Below are 19,296 nucleotides of genomic sequence, written 5' to 3'. Positions count from 1 at the left end.
TTCAGGAGTGGTTCAGTGTCGCCGTTGGTAATTCTCCGCCCATTGAAGAGCCTCGTCGAAAGGTAGGGCGGGGCTGTAGTAGAAGCCCTGCCCTATGTCGCAGCCGAGATCCTTGAGATGCGCCTCGATCGAGCCATTCTCTACCCCCTCCGCAATGGACTGCCGATTGAAGCTCTTCGACAGACCGATGATCGCCGCGACAATGGCTTCGTCCTCGGGGTTGTCGAGCATTCCCATCACGAAGGAGCGGTCGATCTTGACCTTCTGGGTGGGGAAGGTGCGTAGGTAACTCAGCGACGATTGACCGGTGCCGAAATCATCCAGCGATAGCTGCAGGCCGAGCCGGAGGCAAGTCTGGATATTGGCGGCAATGGCTTCCATGTCTTCCTGCGGCGAGGTGCTTTCCAGGATTTCCAGCGTGAGCCGCTCCACGAAATTCCTATCGTGGTGCGAGAGGGTGCGGTGCAAATGGTCGACAAAGCCGCTATCCAGAAAACTGGATGGGTTGACGTTGACACTGACCGAATAGGGCAGGCCACGCCGCATGATCTCTTCGATAGCCGTCACTGCCTTGTCGATGACGTATTTGCCTATCTCGATGTCGAGCCAGGTGTGCTCTATCTGCGGGAGAAAGCAGCCCGGCGGCAGAATCTTGCCCGAGGGCAGGCGCCAGCGCAGCAACCCTTCGAATGCCGTCACCGTGTCGAAATGGTAGTCGATCTTCGGTTGATAGAAGAGTTCCAGCTGTTGCTGCGACAGCGCCAGACGGACCTTGCGGGCGGTGGCCAGGCGCTCGCGACGAAAGTGATGAAGTTTGAGATCGAAATAGCAGTACCCGTTCTTGCCCGACTCCTTGGCCGAGTACATGGCCTGGTAGGCATGGTGTAGCAACGCATCCGCATCCGCTTCGTCATCGGGGTAGCAGGTAATGCCCATGCTGGCGGTAAGGCTATGGACGTGCTCCTCTGTCTGGACGGGCATACGGATCTGATCGAGAATGCGTTGACTGATCGCTGGCTTCAGCACGTCGCGCAGAATGATGGCGAATTCGTCCCCTCCCAGATACGTCACCACGTCCTTGCGACGCACGGCATCGCGCAGGCGTTCGGCGATGACCTGCAGCACGGCGTTACCGGCGGCGTTGCCGTGCGATTCGTTGATGCTCTTGAACCCGTCCAGATTGATCAGACAGACCGAAAGGTTGCCCTGGGATTGCCTGGCAAGTGCCAGCTCTTCTTTCATCAGCTTCTGGAGCAGACCCCGATCGGGCAGGCCGGTCAGGGTGTCGATCTGATCGGGCGTCAGCCCTGGCGGACGTTGGGTCAGCAGGTAACGGCCGATCTCGTCCTCGATCTGGTGGGCAAGGACATGAAGCATCTCGAAATCCAGCGTCCGAGCCGGAATCGGCGACGTATGCAGGAGACAGAGCGTACCTATGCAGGATCCCTCGATGTCGCGCACGGGCACGCCGGCATAGAAGCGCCAATGGGGCGATCCGACGACCTGGGGATGGCTGGCGAACTCGGGATGAAGCGAGGCATCCTCGATGACGAAAAGTTCGTTGTGGCGCAGGGTGTGATGGTTGGGCGACAGGGCATTCGGGATATCGGTCGATACCGACCCGTCGCTGTTCCTGCACCATTGCTGATCGCTACCCACCAGGGTGAAACAGGCATCCGTTACCTTGTAATGCTGCCTGGCGATCCAGCGTACCCGGTCGAGCCATTCTTCGGTCAGTGCGTCGATTTGTCTTGTTTGGTCCATGACGTCTTGGCGCCATGTTTCGTAGCAATCCAGGTTCACGGCGTGGCACCTCATCAAAGCCTTTTACCTCGCCCCATCCCTGTGGCATTCAACGAGCATTTTCTAGTGAGACTGCGACCCAACGGCTACTATCGACTCCAAAATTCGATAGGGGGTTGAATTAATAATTCAATACAAATTTGAACTATGGTTCAACGGAAATTGAACAAATAGTTCAAATTCAATCCATGGATGAAAAAAGCATGTTCGCGTTGCGCCTAAAGGCGGCGCTTACCGCCGCTGGGTATGAACCGCGGCCTTCAGTGCTGGAGCGTGAGTTCAACTTGCGCTACTGGGGATCGCCGATCACTTTCCAGGCGGTCCGTCGGTGGTTGCGAGGCGACTCGATACCCTCGCAGGACAAGCTGCAGGTACTGGCGAGATGGTTGAGCATCGAGCCGCAGGTCTTGCGTTACGGTGAACAGACTTCGCAGGCTCACGCCCCCATGCAGGCGACCTGGATCGTACCCGTCAATGGCGAGGAAGACGAGGTGCTGCGGATCTACCGTAATCTGCCAGAGGAGCAGCGTCAGGTCTTGCGGCAAGTGATTCTGGCGTTCGCCAGGGCAAACGATCTGCAGCCAGGCGGTTCACAGGAGTCGAGCTGATACCCATCAATGGCTGGCGCCTTTCGTGCCCGAGGCGCTACGGGAAGCCGGTCCGGGATCGATCGTCGCCACGGACGGCCTGGCCACGATCGATCCATCGGATCAGGGCAACATGTCGGGCATCATCCGATAATAGAGGTTGAATAGAATCCACAGCGTACCGCCAACCATGATGGCCAGGATCAGGACGGTAAACAGGATCAACTGCAGATCCTCACGCTTGTTCCTGGCCAGCGTAATGTGCAGGAAGAAGCGGAAGTGCACCACGATCTGGATCACGGCGCAGCCGGCAATGACGAGATAGAGCGTTCCTGCTGCCATCTGCGTATAGGCCGCCAGGCCGAACGGAATCAGCGTCAGGATCAGTGCCAGCCCGAACCCCCAGAGATAGCTGCGCAACTCGCTGGATTTCTCACGCGCTTCCTGCTCGGAAAGTTGGCGATGGCTCATACGATGCCTCCCAGATACACCAGCGAAAAGATGCCGATCCAGACCACGTCCAGAAAGTGCCAGAGAATGGCCAGCCGCATCAGGCCGGTCTTGGTGGGTGGGTCGAGCCCATGCACGGCAATCTGGCCGAGCAGGGCAATCAACCAGATACAGGCCCCGATGACGTGAAGGCCATGCAAGGGCACCAGCGAGAAGAACGCCGAGAGAAAGCCGCTTCGGCTGGGCACGCCGCCTTCGGTAAACATCTTGTGGAAGTCGTAGAGTTCATGGGCGAGAAAGCCGAGGCCCAGCAGCAGCGTCACCAGTAGCCAGATGACGAGGACCTTCCGGTCGCTGCGATATTTCAGCGCCAGCGATGCCATGCCGAACGTGAAGCTGCTGGTCAGCAGCAACATCGTTTCGATGAAGGCGCTCTTGAGTTCGAACAAGTCACTGGGGCCGGGGCCTCCGGCAGTACCGCCTAGCATGGTGACGTAGGTCGCGAAGAGCAGGCCGAAGATAATCAGGTCGCTCATCATGAACACCCAGAATCCGAACACCATCTCTTCGCGAGTATCCTCGCTCTCTTGATGGGCTGGCCCGAGATTGAGGCCGGGATGATGCACGCGGTGCGGCGTCCGATTGGCGTGGCCGTCGTTTGGCTTCGTGATCGTCGTCATTGAACGGCTCCTTCCACGGGCGGCACGGGGAGCCCCCGGTTTTCCCTCGTCTGCTCTTTCGAACGGTCGACCGGCGTCGTTCGGCGCACGCATTCGATCCAGGCCAGGTGCGTGCGGCGAACTTCGTCGCCGGGTATGGTGCGCGTGGTCTTGCGCACGTAGCCGCGTGCAATGATGGCGACCAGCGTGACCATCGCCGCGAGAATCACCAGCCACCACATGTACCAGGTCAGACCAAACGCCATCGCCGTACCGGTCACCGCGATGATCACGCCCATGGCGCTGTTGGCGGGCATTTCGATATCGGGGAACTCGTCCGGTATCTGATACGCCTTGCCTTGCTCTTTCTCGGCCATGAAGGCGTCGCGGCTGAACACTTCGGGGATGACCGGGAAGTTGTATTCCGGCGGTGGTGAACTGGTCGCCCATTCGAGGCTCCGTCCATCCCACGGATCGCCGACAAAGACGTTGTTATGATGGCGGTCTCGGACGCTCACCCAGAGCTGGATCAGCAAGAACAGCATGGCAAAGAGAATGACGATCGCGCCGCAACCGGCGGCAATGGTCCAGGGCAGGTACGCGGGCTCGAAGAAGGTCAGCGAGCGGCGCGGCATGCCCAGTACGCCGAGCGCATAAAGCGGGAAGAACGCCAGCATGAAACCGATGACCCAACAGTAGGCGGCACGTCGTCCCCAGCGTTTTTCCAGACGGAAGCCGAAGGCCTTGGGGAACCAGAAATTGGTAGCCGCCAGCATGCCGAAGAGCGTTCCGGGAATCAGCATGTTGTGAAAATGAGCGATCAGGAACAGCGAGTTGTGCACTTGATAATCGACGCTCGGGGTGGCGAGAATGATGCCGGTCAAACCGCCGATCACGAACAGCATGATGAATCCGACGGCGTAGATCATGGGAGCCGATAGTCTGACTCGTCCGCGATACATGGTCAGCATCCAGTCGTACACTTTTACACCGGTCGGGATGCCGATCAGCATCGTCGCGATGCCGAAGACGGCATTGATGGCGGCGCTCTGCCCCATGGTGAAGAAATGGTGGAGCCAGACGGTAAACGAGAGGAAGGCGATACATATGGTCGCGATCACGAGCAGGGTATAGCCGTAGAGTCGTTTTCCTGAAAAAGTCGAAAATACCTCGGAATAGATACCGAATGGCGTCAGAATCAGAATGTAGACTTCGGGATGACCGAAGGCCCAGAAAAGGTTGATGTAGTTCATCATGTTGCCACCCAGATCACTGGTGAACATGTGAAAATCGAGATAGCGATCCAGTGCCAGCAGGGCAGTGGCGACCGTCAGCGGCGGCATGCCGAAGATCATCAGGATGGCGGTGCTCAGCGCGGTCCAGGTAAACAGCGGCATACGAAATAGCTTCATGCCGGGCGCGCGCTTTTTATAGATCGTCACCGCGAAATTGATGCCGGTCAGCGTCGAGGAGAGCGTGGATAGCGTCACCGCCCAAATCCAGTAGTCGACCCCGGCATCTGGGCTGTAGGACAGTTCCGTATAAGGGGGATAGCCACTCCAGCCGCCGGTGGAGAATGGCGCCAGCACCAGTGAAATCATCACGATCGCCGCGCCCGCTGCGGTAAGGCCAAGGCTGATCTGATTCATGACCGGAAACGACAGATCACGGGCGCCGATCTGCAGCGGCATGACGTAATTGATGATGCCGGTCAGGAACGGCATCGCCATGAAGAAGATCATGATCGTGCCGTGAGTCGTGAAGAACTCGCCGAAGTGTTCGGGCGACAGAAAGCCCCCGTCCAGCCCGACTGCCTGCTGCGCGCGCATGAATGCCGCTTCGATTATCGCGCGAGAGAGCATGACCATGGCGATGACGATGAACATGATCCCGATTTTCTTGTGGTCCGGACTGGTCAGCCATTCCGACCACAGATATTTCCACTTGCCCAGCCAGGTCACCAGGATCACGGCGCCGAGCACGCCCAGCACGACCATTCCAGCGGCTCCGCCGGCAATGATGCCGTTGATGATATTGAAGGTCGTCGGGTCGCGAACAGCCTCCCAGAAGGGCAGGGCATCCCAGCCCAGGCGACCGAAGACAAAGTTCCAGATATCGCTCACGTTGCCTTCTCCCCGCCGTTGTCGTCAGCTTCATCGTGAGTGTTTTCCTCGGCATCAGGGGGCGCGGGGGTAGCGTTCGAGGGTGGCATCCGTTCGTCCATGATTTTGCGATTTTGGGGTGGCGATATCGTCAGTGACGTCCAGTCGATCGGTGCGTGGTGGGCGATGGCGTCGAAGAGTCGCGACGGAATGGGCGAAAATGCCATGAGATCGCCATGCTGATAGTTCTCGATTCCCAGCATGCCAGCGAAATCGGTGGCATCGCTTTTTTCGTTCAATTGGTTGAAGCGTTGCCGGTCGAGCCGATAGCCGTCACGTCGAGCATGAGCGACGAAATCATCGAATTGCGCATCGTCGACGACTTGGGTCATGAAGCGCTGACGATGAAAGCCACTGCCGTTGTACTGCATGTTCTTGCCCTGGAAGCGTCCCGTATTGTCGGCTTGAAGATGAAGCTTCGTGACCATGCGGTTCATGACGTCGATCTGGCTGCCGAGCGCCGGGATGAAAAATGACTGCAGCACGGTGGCCGACGTCAGTTGAAACGCGATAGGGCGATCTACCGGCAATACCAGTTGACCCATGCTGGCAATGCCTTGTTCGGGATAGATGAAAAGCCACTTCCAGTCGAAACCCACCACTTGAACCTGCAATGGCTGCTTGTCGGAATCGAGCGGGCGGTAGGGATCGAGCTGATGGGTTTCTCGCCAGAGCACGACGGCCAGCACGATGACGACCACGAACGGCACGCCCCACATGGCGATATCCAGCCAGCGCGACATGGCCCAATGCGGTCGATAGACCGCATTGCCGCGGTAACGGTAGCGCCAGAGGATGATCGGGGTCTGGATGATCACCGGTAATACCACGATCAATGTGACGAACACCACGAACCAGAAATGGTGCTTCTGTGCCTCGGCGATCGGCCCCTGAGGGTTCATGAATCCCGGCAGAGAATGGCTACAACCCGAGAGCAATGCCATGACGAAGAGTATTGTCCCACCTCGACCGAGAGGGACGAACGAGTCGATGATTCCTTTCACGCCATGCTCCGTGAATGCGCCGTAATGCTTGGTGAATGGTGTGACGAACCTTAACTATAGAAACGATTTACGGTCCCGGCATTGATGTAATTTAGCCATGCGGTGGATTAGATCGATTTATAGGGTGGAGAAAGCGATTTAATGGCTTCAGGAGCGGTATCAAGAACGTCGTATGCTTCTTGATGATGGAATTTTTCCATCGTTTTGATTTTCTCTGCCTATCGGTGGATAGAGCCGATTAGCTATTGACTATCGTCAATGTCAACAGAGCCGGGCCTTTGCGACGGGAAGGCGAGGCTTCCGGATAAATTCACGCGAGGTCTTGACGCGACGATGGGGCGATCGGGCCGATTGGCTTGGTGGACAGAACAGCAATCACTATTTATACCTGACATTAACCTGTGTTGTGATGCTTCGACGATAGAGGTTCCGCGCAGGGGAGTCGAAGGTAGAGGCGATGCGCCAAACCCAGGGCCAAGCGACCGATAGAATCGGCAGTGCGAATCGCCAGATACACGATTAGCGTGGCAATGAATGCCGCGTGATGAAGATAACGGAGATAGCCTGTGACTAGCGACAATCGCAAACCGACGACGACAGAGGCCGGTATTCCGGTAGCGAGCGAAGAGAATGCGCTTTCCGTCGGCCCTGATGGCCCGATCGTGCTTCACGATCATTATCTGATGGAACAGATGGCGGCATTCAACCGTGAAATGATTCCGGATCGTCAGCCGCACGCCAAGGGCGGCGGTGCTTTCGGCCATTTCGAAGTGACGCATGACGTCAGCCGGTATACCAAGGCCAAATTCCTGCAGCCGGGCAAGAAGACCGAGATGGTCGCGCGCTTCTCGACCGTTGCCGGTGAATCCGGCAGCCCGGATACCTGGCGCGACCCGCGCGGCTTCGCGCTCAAGTTCTATACCGAGGAAGGCAACTTCGACATGGTGGGTAACAATACCCCCGTCTTCTTCGTTCGCGATCCGATGAAGTTCCAGCACTTCATCCATTCCCAGAAGCGTCGTGCCGACAATGGCCTGCGCGATCACGACATGCAGTGGGACTTCTGGACTCTGGCGCCGGAAACGGCCCACCAGGTGACCTGGCTGATGGGCGATCGTGGTGTGCCTGCCACCTGGCGTCACATGAATGGCTACTCCAGCCATACCTACATGTGGGTCAACGCCGAGGGCGAGCGCTTCTGGGTCAAGTATCATTTCAAGACCGACCAGGGCATCAAGTGTATGACCCAGGAGCAGGCGGACCAGATGGCCGGTAGCGATGCCGACTACCACCGCCGCGACCTGTTCAACGCGATCAAGCGGGGCGACTATCCGACCTGGACGCTACACGTGCAGATCATGCCGTTCGAGGATGCCAAGACTTATCGTCTCAACCCGTTCGACCTGACCAAGGTCTGGCCGCACAGCGACTATCCGCTGATGGAAGTCGGCAAGATGACGCTGGATCGCAACCCGGAAGATTTCCATGCCCAGATCGAGCAGGCCGCCTTCGAACCCAACAACATGGTTCCCGGTACGGGACTCTCTCCGGACAAGATGCTGCTGGCACGCTCCATCTCCTATGCCGATGCGCACCGCGCACGTCTCGGGGTGAACTACAAGCACATCCCGGTCAATACGCCCAAGTCGCCGGTCAACAGCTATGGCAAGGGCGGCGCGATGCGCATGCGAAATGCCAGCGATCCGGTCTATGCGCCCAACAGCAAGGGCGGGCCCAAGGCCGATTCCGCCCGTTATCCGGAAGACGCGGTCTGGTCGGCGGATGGCGAATTCGTCCGCACGGCCTACACGCTGCGTCCGGCGGACGACGATTTCAGCCAGGCCAACGACCTGATCAACAAGGTGATGGACGACGCGGCCCGAGACCGCCTGGTCAGCAACGTCGTCGGCCACGTTTCCAACGGTGTCGAAGAGCCGGTACTCTCGCGCGTGTTCGAGTACTGGCGCAACATCGACGAGACCATCGGCCGTCGTATCGAGGAAGGCGTCAAGGCCAACCGCGGGAAGTGATGATGGCCTGACGATATGGGTCCAGGTATGTAAAGAGGCCCCGTTCACCCTTGGTGAACGGGGCCTCGTCATGTCATGGACCCGTCAGAAACTGGTCCACTCTTCTATCTCTTCCTTTGGCTCCGTCGACGTCCTTTTGACAGGACGAGCGGAACGAGCCAGTGTCGGAGAAGCGGCGGATGCGAGAGGCGGACGATGATTCGCCGTGGCGGCAATCTCCGGGTAGCCGTGGAAGAAAGCGATCTCGCGGGCCAACTGCTCGGCCTGGGTCTGCAAGCCTTCGGTCACGTTGGTGGATTCCTCGACCAGCGACGCGTTCTGCTGGGTGACGCTATCCATCTCGCCGACCGCCAGGTTGATCTGCTGAATACCCGTCGACTGCTCACGGCTGGCCACGGCGATTTCCGAGACCAGATCCGTCACCTTTGCCACGTTATTGACGATATTGGCCAGCGTCTCGCCGGAGCGATTGACCAGTTCCGATCCGCGTGCGACGCGCTGTGCGCTCTCCGATACCAACTGCTTGATCTCGCCGGCGGCATCGGCGCTGCGACTCGCCAACTGGCGCACTTCCTGGGCCACGACCGCAAACCCTCGCCCTTGCTCGCCAGCGCGGGCCGCCTCGACGGAAGCGTTGAGCGCCAGAAGATTGGTCTGGAAGGCGATCTCGTCGATCATGCCGATGATGTTGGCGATCTTCTGGCTGGAGCTATCGATCTCCTGCATGGCGCTGATCGCTTCACTGACCACTTCGCCCCCTTTCTTGGCTTGGGTGCTCACATCGCTGGCGAGGTTGTCGGCCTGCGCCGCGTTGTCGGCATTCTGGGTGACGGTATGGGTAATCTGCTCCAGGGCGGCAGCGGTTTCCTGCAGACTGGCGGCCTGCTCCTGGGTGCGCTGACTGAGATTTTCATTGCCGGCCGCCAACTCCGCGGAGATCGATTCCACGCTTCGCGCGTTCCGGGCGACTTCGCTGATGACGCTGGAAAGTCTATTTCGCATCTCGGCCATGGCATCCAGCAAGCGGCCGAATTCATCGTGATATTTGACGCTGAGACGCACGCCGAGATCGCCCTTGGCCAACGATTCGGAAAAATCCGTGGCCTCTTTTAGAGGGCGGAGAATACCGCGGCTCAGCCACCAGCCAATGAGGATGGCCACCAGCAGACCGATGGCGATGACGGCGATGACGATATTCAGATTGGTTTCGTAATTGGTGACGCTCCGATCATAGTTATCCAGCGTTACCTGGCGCGCCATTCGATACAGAGACGTCACGGCATCGTAGACTTCTTCATAGCGCTGATTGATTGCGGCTTTCGTGGCCTGTTCACTATCCAGTAGTTCGCGCAGAGACTGTGCGGCACGGAGGTAGCTCTTGGCTGCTTCCCGTTCCGCGTCGCTGGTGACCAGTGCTGGATAGTAGTTCTGCCAGGCCTCGTCGATGCGTTGGCGGTTCGCCTTCACGTTCTGCCGCTGTTCGGCGGTCAACGTCTTGGTACCGACCTCTGCATAGATCGCGCGATTGTCGCCAAAGGTGGATCTCACTGTCGCGAGATAGATCATCGCCTGCAGATTCTTCTCGACGATGGTCTGTATGGACTGCTGCGTATGCTGATTATTGAGTACACCTTGGCCCCCGATGCCGATCAGCAACGCAATCATGAGTCCTAGGGCTATCACCAGCCTGGCTTTGACGCTTTTCCCAAGTTTTGACATTCAGTTCACCTCGCCCGAATTTTTTTAATTACTTTTTTCTGTTGGACGCGTGTCTTCTCTTACGGATAGATTGGCGTGCCAATATAGTTATCGGCGCGGCGCGAGATAGGTTTAGGTGATTGATATTCAGGCCTTTTTTTGCCGGCTGCAAAAAAAATTGTCATTGCATGAGGGTCGGAAGGGGAGGTTGCGATGGCTCGCTTCTGAATCCTGACGAGAGCGGAGGGATTGGCGCCCCGCCAAAACCCGCCCGGGAGGAGGGTTGATACCCTCCTCTGCGATATCGACGATGGCGGCGTCGGCCGAGCGGAGATCGGCAACGCGGCAGGAACGAGAGGTATGCCCTGGCGTCAGCCCTTGCGCTGCTTGATCTGATCCTTCAACTGCCCGGGGACCTGCTTGATGATCAGGCGGTCGCGCTCGTCATCGTATTCGATGCTGTTGCCGAGCAGGTGCGAATCGAAGCTGATCGAGACGCCGCTGGCGCGGCCGGCAAAGCGCTTGAACTGCTGCAGGGTACGCTTGTCCGGCGGAATCTCGGCGGCGAGGCCGTAGTCCTGATTGCGGATATAGTCATAGAACGCCTTGGGTCGCTGCTCGTCGACCAGTTCCGACAGTTCGTCCAGCGTGATCGGCTCGCCGCGCTTGGCCTGGCCGTTGGCGTAGTCGATCAGCGCTTCGGTCTTCTCCCGGCTGGCCTCTTCGGGCAGGTCCTCGCTTTCGACATAATCGCTGAACGCCTTGAGCAGGGTGCGGGTCTCGGCGCCGGCATTGACGCCTTCCTGGCAGCCCAGCCACTCCCGGAACGCTTCGACCAGCTTCTTGTTGCCCCGGTCCTGCGCGTAGGTAATGTACTGGCGCGACTGCCCGCGCTGCCACTGGGTCAGGTCGATCCTGGCTGCCAGCATCAATTGGCCGAGATTGAGCTGCTGGACGGCGACGAGGTTGAGATCGTCATCGAACCCGTAGCCGTCACGCTGATGGAGCATGGCCAGCGTCAGAGTTTCCGCCTCGCCCTGACGGGAGTGCACGAACCACCAGTGGCTGCCGATCGAAAGATGCGCATCGAGCAACGGCATCAGGCTTTCGGTGGTCTGGCGGGTAAAGTCGGTAAAGTTGATTTCCCCGCTGCGATAGCGCTCGAGCTCGAAGGCGAAGCGTGACGATGACGCAGGCGCCGCTTCGCTGTCTTCGCTGTCTCCCTCCACGCCGGCTTCGCTGAAGTGCCCCCACGCCTTGGGCTTGCCGTGAAAGCTCGAATTGAAGTTCGCGAACAGCGAGTCCGCGATTGCCGTGTCGGTCATCGCCTCGCCGCAGGTCAGCGTGGCGGGTTGTTCGTCGCTCTGTTTATCGATGCGATGGGCGCAGGCTTGCAGTATCGGCATGACGTGACTCGTGAAGCGGTGGGGGCGGGCCGCTGGGCAGCCCGCCAGGGTAAACGATGGCTTATTGCTGTGTGTTTCGGGCTATCGGCTATGGGGTGCGGGACCACGGACTAGGGGCGGAGGCGGTAGCCGGTGCGGAAGATCCAGCTGATCACGGCCAGGCTGACCGCCAGAAAGACGCCGATCATGACCAGGCTGGCGACCACGCTGACATCGCTGATGCCGTAGAAGCTCCAGCGAAAGCCGCTGACCAGGTAGACCACCGGGTTGGCCAGGGTTACCGCCTGCCAGAACGGCGGCAGCATGTCGATGGCGTAGAAACTGCCGCCGAGAAACGTCAACGGCGTGATGATCAGCAGCGGCACCAGCTGCAGCTTCTCGAAGCTGTCCGCCCAGATGCCGATGATGAAGCCGAGCAGGCTGAAGGTGATCGCGGTCAGCAGGAGAAACAGCAGCATCATGAAGGGGTGCTGTATATGCAGATCGACGAAGAAGTTCGCCGTGCCGAGAATCACCAGCCCGAGAATCGCGGACTTCGACGCGGCGGCGCCGACATAGCCGAGCACGATCTCGAAGTACGAGATCGGCGCCGACAGCACTTCATAGATGGTGCCGGTGAACTTGGGAAAGAAGATCCCGAACGACGCGTTCGACACGCTCTGCGTGAGCAGCATCAGCATGATCAGGCCGGGCACGATGAAGGCGCCGTAGCTGACCCCTTCGACCTCCTGAATGCGCGAACCGATGGCGGCGCCGAAAACGACGAAGTAGAGCGATGTCGAAATGACCGGCGAGATCAGGCTCTGCAGCAGCGTGCGCCCGGCGCGGGCCATTTCGAAGAAATAGATGGAGCGGACGGCTTGCAGGTTCATTGGCGCTCTCTGACCAGGTTGACGAAGATATCTTCCAGCGAACTTTGCTTGGTATGCAGATCCTTGAAGCGAATCCCGGCGGCTTCGATCTCGTTGATCAGCGCACTGATGCTGACATGGTCGCTGTCACCGGCCTCACTGGCGTCGTAGGTGTAGACCAGTACGTTGCCGTTCTCCGCCAAGGTCAGCGGGTAGTGGGCCAGCGCCGGCGGCACGCTGGCCAGCGGCGTCTGCAGGTGCAGCGTCAATTGCTTGCTGCCGAGTTGCCGCATCAGGGTCGCCTTTTCCCGTACCAGCACGATCTCGCCGCCATTGATGACGCCGATGCGGTCGGCCATCTCTTCGGCTTCCTCGATGTAGTGCGTGGTCAGGATGATGGTCACGCCGCTATTGCGAAGCTCCCTGACCACCTCCCACATGTCACGCCGGAGCTCGACATCGACACCGGCGGTGGGCTCGTCGAGGAACAGGATTTCCGGCTCGTGGGCCAACGCCTTGGCAATCAGCACGCGGCGCTTCATGCCGCCGGAGAGCGTAATCAGCTTGTTCTTGCGCTTGTCCCATAGCGACAGCGCCTTGAGCACGCGCTCGATATGAGTGTCGTTGGGGGCCTTGCCGAACAGCCCGCGACTGAAGCGCACCGTGTTCCATACGGTCTCGAAGGCATCGCTGGTCAGCTCCTGCGGCACCAGGCCGATCTTGGCCCGCGCGGCACGATAGTCGGTGACACTGTCGTGACCGTCGACCGTCACGCTACCGCCGGTAGCGTTGACCAGCCCGCAGATGATGCTGATCAGGGTCGTCTTGCCGGCGCCATTGGGGCCGAGCAGGGCGAAGATCTCGCCGCGCTGGATCTCCAGGTCGATCTGCTTCAGCGCCGAGAAGCCGGAATCGTAACGCTTGGAAAGGCCGCTGATGGCGATCACCGGGGAAGGGCGCGCGGCAGGCGTCTCGGTGCGTGGCGTGGGTTCCGGGGCTATGGGCGTCTCGTGACTCATGCAAACCCTGCTTCGTGACGGCGTTAGGGGCCGTTATTGTAGGCGAAAAGCGGGCTCGTCTGGAGTCATCATCGGCCACGGAGAGAAAACGCGCCGGATCGAACGGCGGCATGGGTGCGTCGCATGTGATGAGTGGGCTGAATGAACTGGCAGGACTGAACGAACTGGCGGAAAGAAACGGGGGAACAGGTCACGGCGGGACGAGATCGGGAAACGTCGTGGTTCATGCTGTGTCCGGTCGAGCTTCAGGCGCCTGTAGTCTGTCCGGAGGTCACGGCTCGGGGGCCTTGGCCTGTGCCAGCAGCTCGATCACCTCTTCGTCGGTGGTCTGGTCGAAGTCCTCGTAATGGCTGCCAACGGCGCTGAAATCGATCGGTGCCGAGAGGCAGACGATCTCATCGGCCCAGTCGCGAAGCTGTTCCAGCGCCTCTCTCGAGGCAACCGGCACCGCCAACGTGACATGCCTGGCGCCCTGCTTGTGCATCGCCTCCAGCGCGGCCCGGGCGGTGCCTCCCGTGGCGATGCCATCGTCGACGACGATCACTGTGCGTCCGGCGACATCGACGGCGGGGCGGTCGCCCAGGTAGCGGGTCCGGCGGCTTTCGATCGTCTTCAACTGACGCGCTTTCTCGTCCGCGAGATAGGAATCCGATGCGCCGGCCATCTCGACCAGTTCGGCATTGAGATACAGCTGGGGAGGATCGCCATCCACGACCGCACCGATACCGAACTCCGGGCGGCCCGGTGCCCCGATCTTGCGCACCATGATCAGGTCCAGCGGCAGGTCCAGCGCTCGGGCAATTTCGAAGGCGACGGGAACACCGCCGCGCGGTAGCGCCAGTACGAGATCCGCTCTTGGCGCATCGATCAACTGCTCGGCCAATTGACGCCCGGCATCGCGGCGATCGGCGAAGCGTGGGATGACGGTGAAAGAATGACGCATCGGCCGTCTCCTGAATCCATGAGGGCCTTGGCTTGGTGCGACCATAGCTAGGTGCGACCACGGGCCGCGCGGCACCTCGGTAAGCGAACCGCGAAGCTCGCTATCCGCAATGTTCGAGATTCAGGATTTGTGATTGTGCTTGGGTTTGTCCTTGCGAGAGGCCGATGCCATCTTCTCGAGTTCCTTTTCATCCATCGAATCGTACATCGACTTCGATGCACCCTTGAGTTCGCTGGCCTTCTTCTCGCCACGTTTGGCAGCGAGTGCGGCACCAGCGGCCATTTGCTGGGATTCGGACTTGGCTGGCATGAGCTGTCTCCTTCGTATCGGCACCTTTGGCTATGCGTTGGCGTTGAACCGCCTATTCGCTAGCGTAGAGCGTCGGATAACCCTTGCCCAAGTCTGTGGGCCACGAATGGTGGCGTTCCTTAATCGCCATTAATTGGCGTCTGGGCCTTCCCGCTCGAGCGCAACGCCAGGAAGCCGCAGAAATCGCCAGGCTGGGCTATACCTAATAGAGCAAACGATATTCACAAGACGAGCGGCTTCACAAGACGAACGGTTTCACAAGACACACGACGAAACGGCAACGTCAACGAAATGACTCATTCAGGAGAACCACGCATGTCGCATATCCTCTGGCGTCGAATTGCCTTGAGCATCATGGCCGGTGTGTTGCTGGCCGGCGGGCTTGGCGCCTGCACCACGACGACTTCCGCCGATCGCGAAAGTCGAATGTCGCAGCGGGAGCAACTGGATCAGGACGTACAGCAGACGCTTGATCGGCTCTATCGATCGGTGCCGGCTTCCCGGGCGTTGGCCGACCGTGCGGAAGGCGTGCTGGTCTTTCCGGGCGTGCTGGGCGCCAGCTTCATCGTTGGCGCCAGCCACGGTGACGGATCGCTGTTGGTCGACGGCGCCAAGGCGGGCTACTACACCACGACCAGCGGTTCGATCGGCTTTCAGGCCGGCGCGCAGTCGCAGGCGGTCATCTACATGCTGATGACGGAAAAAGCGCTCAATCGGGTACGTAGCGACAACGGCTGGTCCATCGGCGCCAGTGCCGGCGTCGCGGTCGCGGACATCGGCGCCAACGGCCAGATCACCAACGACACCGCCAATCAGGAAGCCGTCGCGTTCGTGATGAACAACCAGGGTATTCAGGGCGGGGTGTCGTTGAACGGCGCCAAGATTTCCAAGGCCAGCCCTTGAAGCGGTTCGCCCCTTGACGCCGGATTCACCGGCCCGAACGCAAGAAACCCACCGCGAGGTGGGTTTCTCGTTGATGACCGAGCAGATCTCGAAGCAATCGCGTCAGGCGTTCTGGGGCAATTCGGCGTTGTGATAGACGTTCTGCACGTCGTCGAGATCATTCAGCAGGTCGATGAACTTCTCGAACATCGCCACATCGTCGCCTTCCAGCGGCGTGTGGGTCTGCGGCAGAAACTGGATATCGTCGGCTTCGAACTCGATCTCGCCGAAAGTATCGATCAACGCCTGCTTCGCCTTGGCGTACTCGGTGTGCGGAGCGAAGACCGTGATGCGGCCCTCCTCGTTCTCGATGTCGGTAACGTCGACATCGGCTTCCATCAGCGCTTCGAGCACCGCTTCCTCGTCTTCGCCGGCGAAAGCGAAGATCGCGCAGTGGTCGAACATGTGGCTGACCGTGCCTTGCGTGCCGATCTTGCTCTTGGTCTTGGTGAAGCAGCCACGAACGTCGCCGAAGGTCCGGTTCGGGTTGTCGGTCAGGCACTCGACGATGACCATGCAGTTGCCGGGACCGAAGCCTTCGTAGCGCGCCGGCGAGAAATCTTCGCCCCCGCTGCCCTTGGCCTTGTCGAGGGCCTTTTCAATCACGTGCGAGGGCACCTGATCCTTCTTCGCCTTTTCGATCAGCCCGCGAAGCGTCAGGTTGCCGGAAGGGTCGGTACCACCGGACTTGGCGCAGACATAGATTTCGCGGCCATACTTGCTGTAGACCTTGGTCTTGGCATCGGCCGTTTTGGCCATGGATTCCTTGCGGTTCTGGAAGGCCCTACCCATTGTCACTACCTATCAGGTTGTCAACGACGGGCGAGATTTTACGCAACATTGCGCTGATGTTGCAGGTTTATTTGGCCTTTCTTGCCCGGATCGCCTGCCCCGGGGGACGAGACGGCGTCAATCACCGCGCGCTCTGGTATTCTGCCGCGCCCGAACATGACATGGTGAGACCCGAGACGTCCGCCGGTTGATTGTATCGATCCCTTCTTCTCGACCAGGAGCGTTTGCCATGTCCGAGATCAACCATGCCAAGACCAACCACGCCGAGGCTGGTCACTCCGAGGCGTTCTCTTCGCTGCCGCTGGTGCCGGCGCTTCTGGATAATCTGGAATCGCTGGGCTATCTGGCGATGACGCCGATCCAGGCCGCCAGTCTGCCGCCGATCCTGCGCGGCCGGGACGTGATCGGCCAGGGCAAGACCGGCTCCGGCAAGACCGCCGCCTTCGGCCTGGGTCTGCTGTCGGCCCTCGATGTGTCGCGCTTCCAGGTTCAGGCGCTGGTGCTTTGTCCCACCCGCGAGCTGGCGGATCAGGTCGCCGAAGAGCTGCGCCGGCTGGCGCGCATGCTGGCCAACGTCAAGATTCTCGCGCTGTGCGGTGGCGCGCCGCTGGGTCCGCAGTTGAACTCGCTGTCGCACGGGGCGCATGTCGTCGTCGGCACGCCGGGGCGCATCGAGGAGCATCTGCGCAAGGGCTCGCTGGATCTCTCGTCGCTCGCGGTGCTGGTACTGGACGAGGCGGACCGCATGCTCGACATGGGATTCCAGGCCGCGCTGGAGACCATCGTCGCGGCCACGCCGACGGCACGCCAGACGCTGCTGTTCAGCGCTACCTACGGGGACAGCGTCCGCCCGATCGCCGAGCGCATGCTGCGCGAACCGGTGGCGGTGGAAGTGGCCTCCACCCATGACGAGCAGAGCATTCGCCAGCACTTCCACCAGGTCGCCGACGAGCCGGCCCGTCTCGCGGCGCTGCGCCAGCTACTGCTGCACTACCGGCCGGAATCCAGCGTGGTGTTCTGCAATACGAAGCGCGAGACGCAGGCGGTGGCGGACGAGCTGGTCGCCATGGGATTCAGCGCGGAAGCCTTGCACGGCGACCTCGAGCAGCGTGACCGCGACCAGACCCTGATCCGTTTCGCCAACAAGAGCCTGTCGGTTCTCGTCGCCACCGACGTGGCCGCGCGCGGACTGGACATCGATGCGCTGGATGCGGTCTTCAACTACCAGATCGCCCGCGAACTCGAAGTTCACGTGCACCGTATCGGGCGGACCGGTCGCGCCGGCGCACGCGGCGTTGCCTGCACGCTGCTGACCGAGAAGGAAGCCTATCGGCTCGAACGCCTCGAAGAATTTCTGGGCGAGAGCCTGCCCGTGGAGCCGCTGCCCGGTCGTGCCGGCGCCGCGCAGCCGCCCTTTCAGCCACGCATGGCGACACTGCAGATCGACGCCGGCAAGAAGCAGAAGATCCGCCCGGGGGACGTGCTGGGGGCCTTGACCAACGGCGACGATGCCATCGATGGCGATCAGGTCGGCAAGATCAAGGTGCTCGATCGCAGCGCCTATGTCGCGGTCGAGCGCGAAATCGTCAAGCAGGCGCTGGCGACGTTGAGTGCGGGTAAATTGAAAGGGCGCAGCTGCCGGGTGCGCCGAATTGGACGCTGAGGCCAGCAGGAACCTGTGAGGATAGCGAAAGCATGAAAGTACCCAAGCGATTGCAGCCGTTGGTCGAGGATGGCCTGGTGGACGAGGTCGTCAGTCAACTGATGAGTGGCAAGGAGGCCCAGGTTTTCGTCGTTCGCTGCGGGGAGGAGCTGCGCTGCGCCAAGGTGTTCAAGGAGGCCAGACAGCGCAGCTTCAAGCAGGCGGTGGCCTACCAGGAAGGGCGCAAGGTACGTAACAGCCGCCGGGCGCGGGCGATGTCGAAGAAGACGCGCTATGGCCAGCGCGAGCAGGAGTCGGCGTGGCTGAACGCGGAAGTCGACGCGCTCTATCGCCTCGCCGAGGCGGGTGTGCGGGTGCCGACCCCGCATGGCTTCGTCGACGGTGTGCTGCTGATGGAGATGATCGTCGATGCCGAGGGCGACGTGGCGCCGCGCCTCGACGACGTCGAATTGACGCCGGAGCTGGCGCTCGACTATCACCAGCGTCTCATCGGCGAAGTCGTCCGGATGCTCAGCGCCGGCCTGATTCACGGCGACCTGTCGGAGTTCAATATCCTGGTCGGCGCCGACGGGCCGGTAATCATCGATCTGCCCCAGGCGGTGGATGCGGCCGGCAACAACAACGCGCCGTGGATGCTGGTACGCGATGTCGACAACCTGCGCGGCTATTTCGGCCGCTTCGCCCCGGCACTGTTGAAGACCGACTACGGCAAGGAGATCTGGGCGCTCTACGAGGCCGGCGAGCTCCATCCCGAAGTCCGCCTGACGGGACGCTTCACGGCGGATACCACGCTCGTCGACGTCAGCGACGTCATGCAGGTGATCGACGACGCGCGCGAGGAAGCGGCGGAGCGACAGGCGCGGGAACGGGACGACGACGAAGAGAACTGGTGACGCGCCCCGTGCTCCGCAATCTGCAATGGCGTGCCGGCAACGGGCAGCGGCATCGCCGAAAGAGCTTGATCGCCGACAGAGCTTG

The 19,296-nt window shown here is 60.3% G+C and carries 17 protein-coding genes; 5 read left to right on the top strand and 12 right to left on the bottom strand.

Features of this window, described 5'->3' with window-relative positions; all coding sequences use genetic code 11:
* Positions 1-12: 12 nt before the first annotated feature.
* Complete coding sequence (locus BC443_RS00410; RefSeq protein ID WP_071229855.1) at positions 13-1,764, bottom strand: sensor domain-containing phosphodiesterase; 1,752 nt, start codon at positions 1,762-1,764, stop codon at positions 13-15.
* Between the two features lie 242 nt (positions 1,765-2,006).
* Between BC443_RS00410 and BC443_RS00405 the strand changes: the two genes are divergently transcribed.
* Complete coding sequence (locus BC443_RS00405; protein ID WP_282097183.1) at positions 2,007-2,411, top strand: transcriptional regulator; 405 nt, start codon at positions 2,007-2,009, stop codon at positions 2,409-2,411.
* Positions 2,412-2,513: 102 nt separating this feature from the next.
* On the opposite strand, the gene cyoD is transcribed toward BC443_RS00405, so the two are convergent.
* From cyoD to BC443_RS00385, 4 genes are read right to left on the bottom strand one after another with little or no spacing between them, the layout of a single operon-like run.
* A complete protein-coding gene (gene cyoD, locus BC443_RS00400) occupies positions 2,514-2,861 on the bottom strand; it encodes a cytochrome o ubiquinol oxidase subunit IV (protein WP_071229853.1) in 348 nt (115 codons plus the stop codon).
* Positions 2,858-3,520: a cytochrome c oxidase subunit 3 gene (locus BC443_RS00395; RefSeq protein ID WP_071229852.1), complete on the bottom strand. Its 663-nt coding sequence runs from the start codon at positions 3,518-3,520 to the stop codon at positions 2,858-2,860. Before BC443_RS00395 ends, cyoD begins: the two co-directional genes overlap by 4 nt.
* The gene (locus BC443_RS00390; RefSeq protein ID WP_071229851.1) at positions 3,517-5,622 is read right to left on the bottom strand and encodes a cbb3-type cytochrome c oxidase subunit I; all 2,106 of its coding nucleotides are present in this window, start codon (positions 5,620-5,622) and stop codon (positions 3,517-3,519) included. The genes BC443_RS00395 and BC443_RS00390 overlap by 4 nt, the downstream gene beginning before the upstream one ends.
* Positions 5,619-6,605: a hypothetical protein gene (locus tag BC443_RS00385; protein ID WP_083387121.1), complete on the bottom strand. Its 987-nt coding sequence runs from the start codon at positions 6,603-6,605 to the stop codon at positions 5,619-5,621. Before BC443_RS00385 ends, BC443_RS00390 begins: the two co-directional genes overlap by 4 nt.
* A 626-nt stretch (positions 6,606-7,231) precedes the next feature.
* Between BC443_RS00385 and BC443_RS00380 the strand changes: the two genes are divergently transcribed.
* Complete coding sequence (locus BC443_RS00380) at positions 7,232-8,695, top strand: catalase (RefSeq protein WP_071229849.1); 1,464 nt, start codon at positions 7,232-7,234, stop codon at positions 8,693-8,695.
* An 84-nt stretch (positions 8,696-8,779) separates the two neighbouring features.
* Here the strand turns inward: BC443_RS00380 and BC443_RS00375 are convergent, their stop codons facing one another.
* The 6 genes from BC443_RS00375 to BC443_RS00350 all read right to left on the bottom strand — a co-directional run bounded on the left by BC443_RS00375 (position 8,780) and on the right by BC443_RS00350 (position 14,921).
* Complete coding sequence (locus tag BC443_RS00375; RefSeq protein ID WP_071229848.1) at positions 8,780-10,414, bottom strand: methyl-accepting chemotaxis protein; 1,635 nt, start codon at positions 10,412-10,414, stop codon at positions 8,780-8,782.
* A gap of 350 nt (positions 10,415-10,764) precedes the next feature.
* Complete coding sequence (locus BC443_RS00370) at positions 10,765-11,799, bottom strand: nucleoid-associated protein (protein ID WP_071229847.1); 1,035 nt, start codon at positions 11,797-11,799, stop codon at positions 10,765-10,767.
* A gap of 110 nt (positions 11,800-11,909) precedes the next feature.
* The gene (locus BC443_RS00365) at positions 11,910-12,671 is read right to left on the bottom strand and encodes an ABC transporter permease (RefSeq protein WP_071229846.1); all 762 of its coding nucleotides are present in this window, start codon (positions 12,669-12,671) and stop codon (positions 11,910-11,912) included.
* Positions 12,668-13,669, bottom strand: coding sequence for an ABC transporter ATP-binding protein (locus BC443_RS00360; protein WP_083387120.1), 1,002 nt, complete (start codon positions 13,667-13,669; stop codon positions 12,668-12,670). Before BC443_RS00360 ends, BC443_RS00365 begins: the two co-directional genes overlap by 4 nt.
* A 271-nt stretch (positions 13,670-13,940) precedes the next feature.
* A complete protein-coding gene (locus BC443_RS00355) occupies positions 13,941-14,612 on the bottom strand; it encodes a phosphoribosyltransferase (protein WP_071229845.1) in 672 nt (223 codons plus the stop codon).
* A gap of 120 nt (positions 14,613-14,732) precedes the next feature.
* Entirely contained in the window at positions 14,733-14,921 is a 189-nt protein-coding gene (locus BC443_RS00350; RefSeq protein ID WP_071229844.1) for a DUF3008 family protein, read from the bottom strand.
* Positions 14,922-15,236: 315 nt separating this feature from the next.
* Between BC443_RS00350 and BC443_RS00345 the strand changes: the two genes are divergently transcribed.
* Positions 15,237-15,824, top strand: coding sequence for a lipid-binding SYLF domain-containing protein (locus BC443_RS00345; protein WP_071229843.1), 588 nt, complete (start codon positions 15,237-15,239; stop codon positions 15,822-15,824).
* 102 nt (positions 15,825-15,926) lie between these two features.
* On the opposite strand, the gene BC443_RS00340 is transcribed toward BC443_RS00345, so the two are convergent.
* Positions 15,927-16,655 (bottom strand): YebC/PmpR family DNA-binding transcriptional regulator, encoded by a 729-nt coding sequence (locus tag BC443_RS00340; RefSeq protein ID WP_071229842.1) that lies wholly within the window; start codon positions 16,653-16,655, stop codon positions 15,927-15,929.
* Between the two features lie 229 nt (positions 16,656-16,884).
* On the opposite strand from BC443_RS00340, the gene dbpA reads away from it, so the two are divergent.
* Together dbpA and BC443_RS00330 are read left to right on the top strand one after the other, a co-directional pair.
* Positions 16,885-18,318: an ATP-dependent RNA helicase DbpA gene (dbpA, locus tag BC443_RS00335; RefSeq protein ID WP_071229841.1), complete on the top strand. Its 1,434-nt coding sequence runs from the start codon at positions 16,885-16,887 to the stop codon at positions 18,316-18,318.
* A gap of 32 nt (positions 18,319-18,350) precedes the next feature.
* Complete coding sequence (locus BC443_RS00330) at positions 18,351-19,211, top strand: PA4780 family RIO1-like protein kinase (protein WP_071229840.1); 861 nt, start codon at positions 18,351-18,353, stop codon at positions 19,209-19,211.
* Positions 19,212-19,296: the final 85 nt, after the last annotated feature.

It is taken from the genome of Salinicola sp. MIT1003, assembly GCF_001858555.1.
In the GTDB taxonomy this organism is placed as follows: Bacteria; Pseudomonadota; Gammaproteobacteria; order Pseudomonadales; family Halomonadaceae; genus Salinicola; species Salinicola salarius.
The sequence above is the reverse complement of the archived record's forward strand: the minus strand, read 5'-3'. Positions and strand labels throughout refer to the sequence as shown.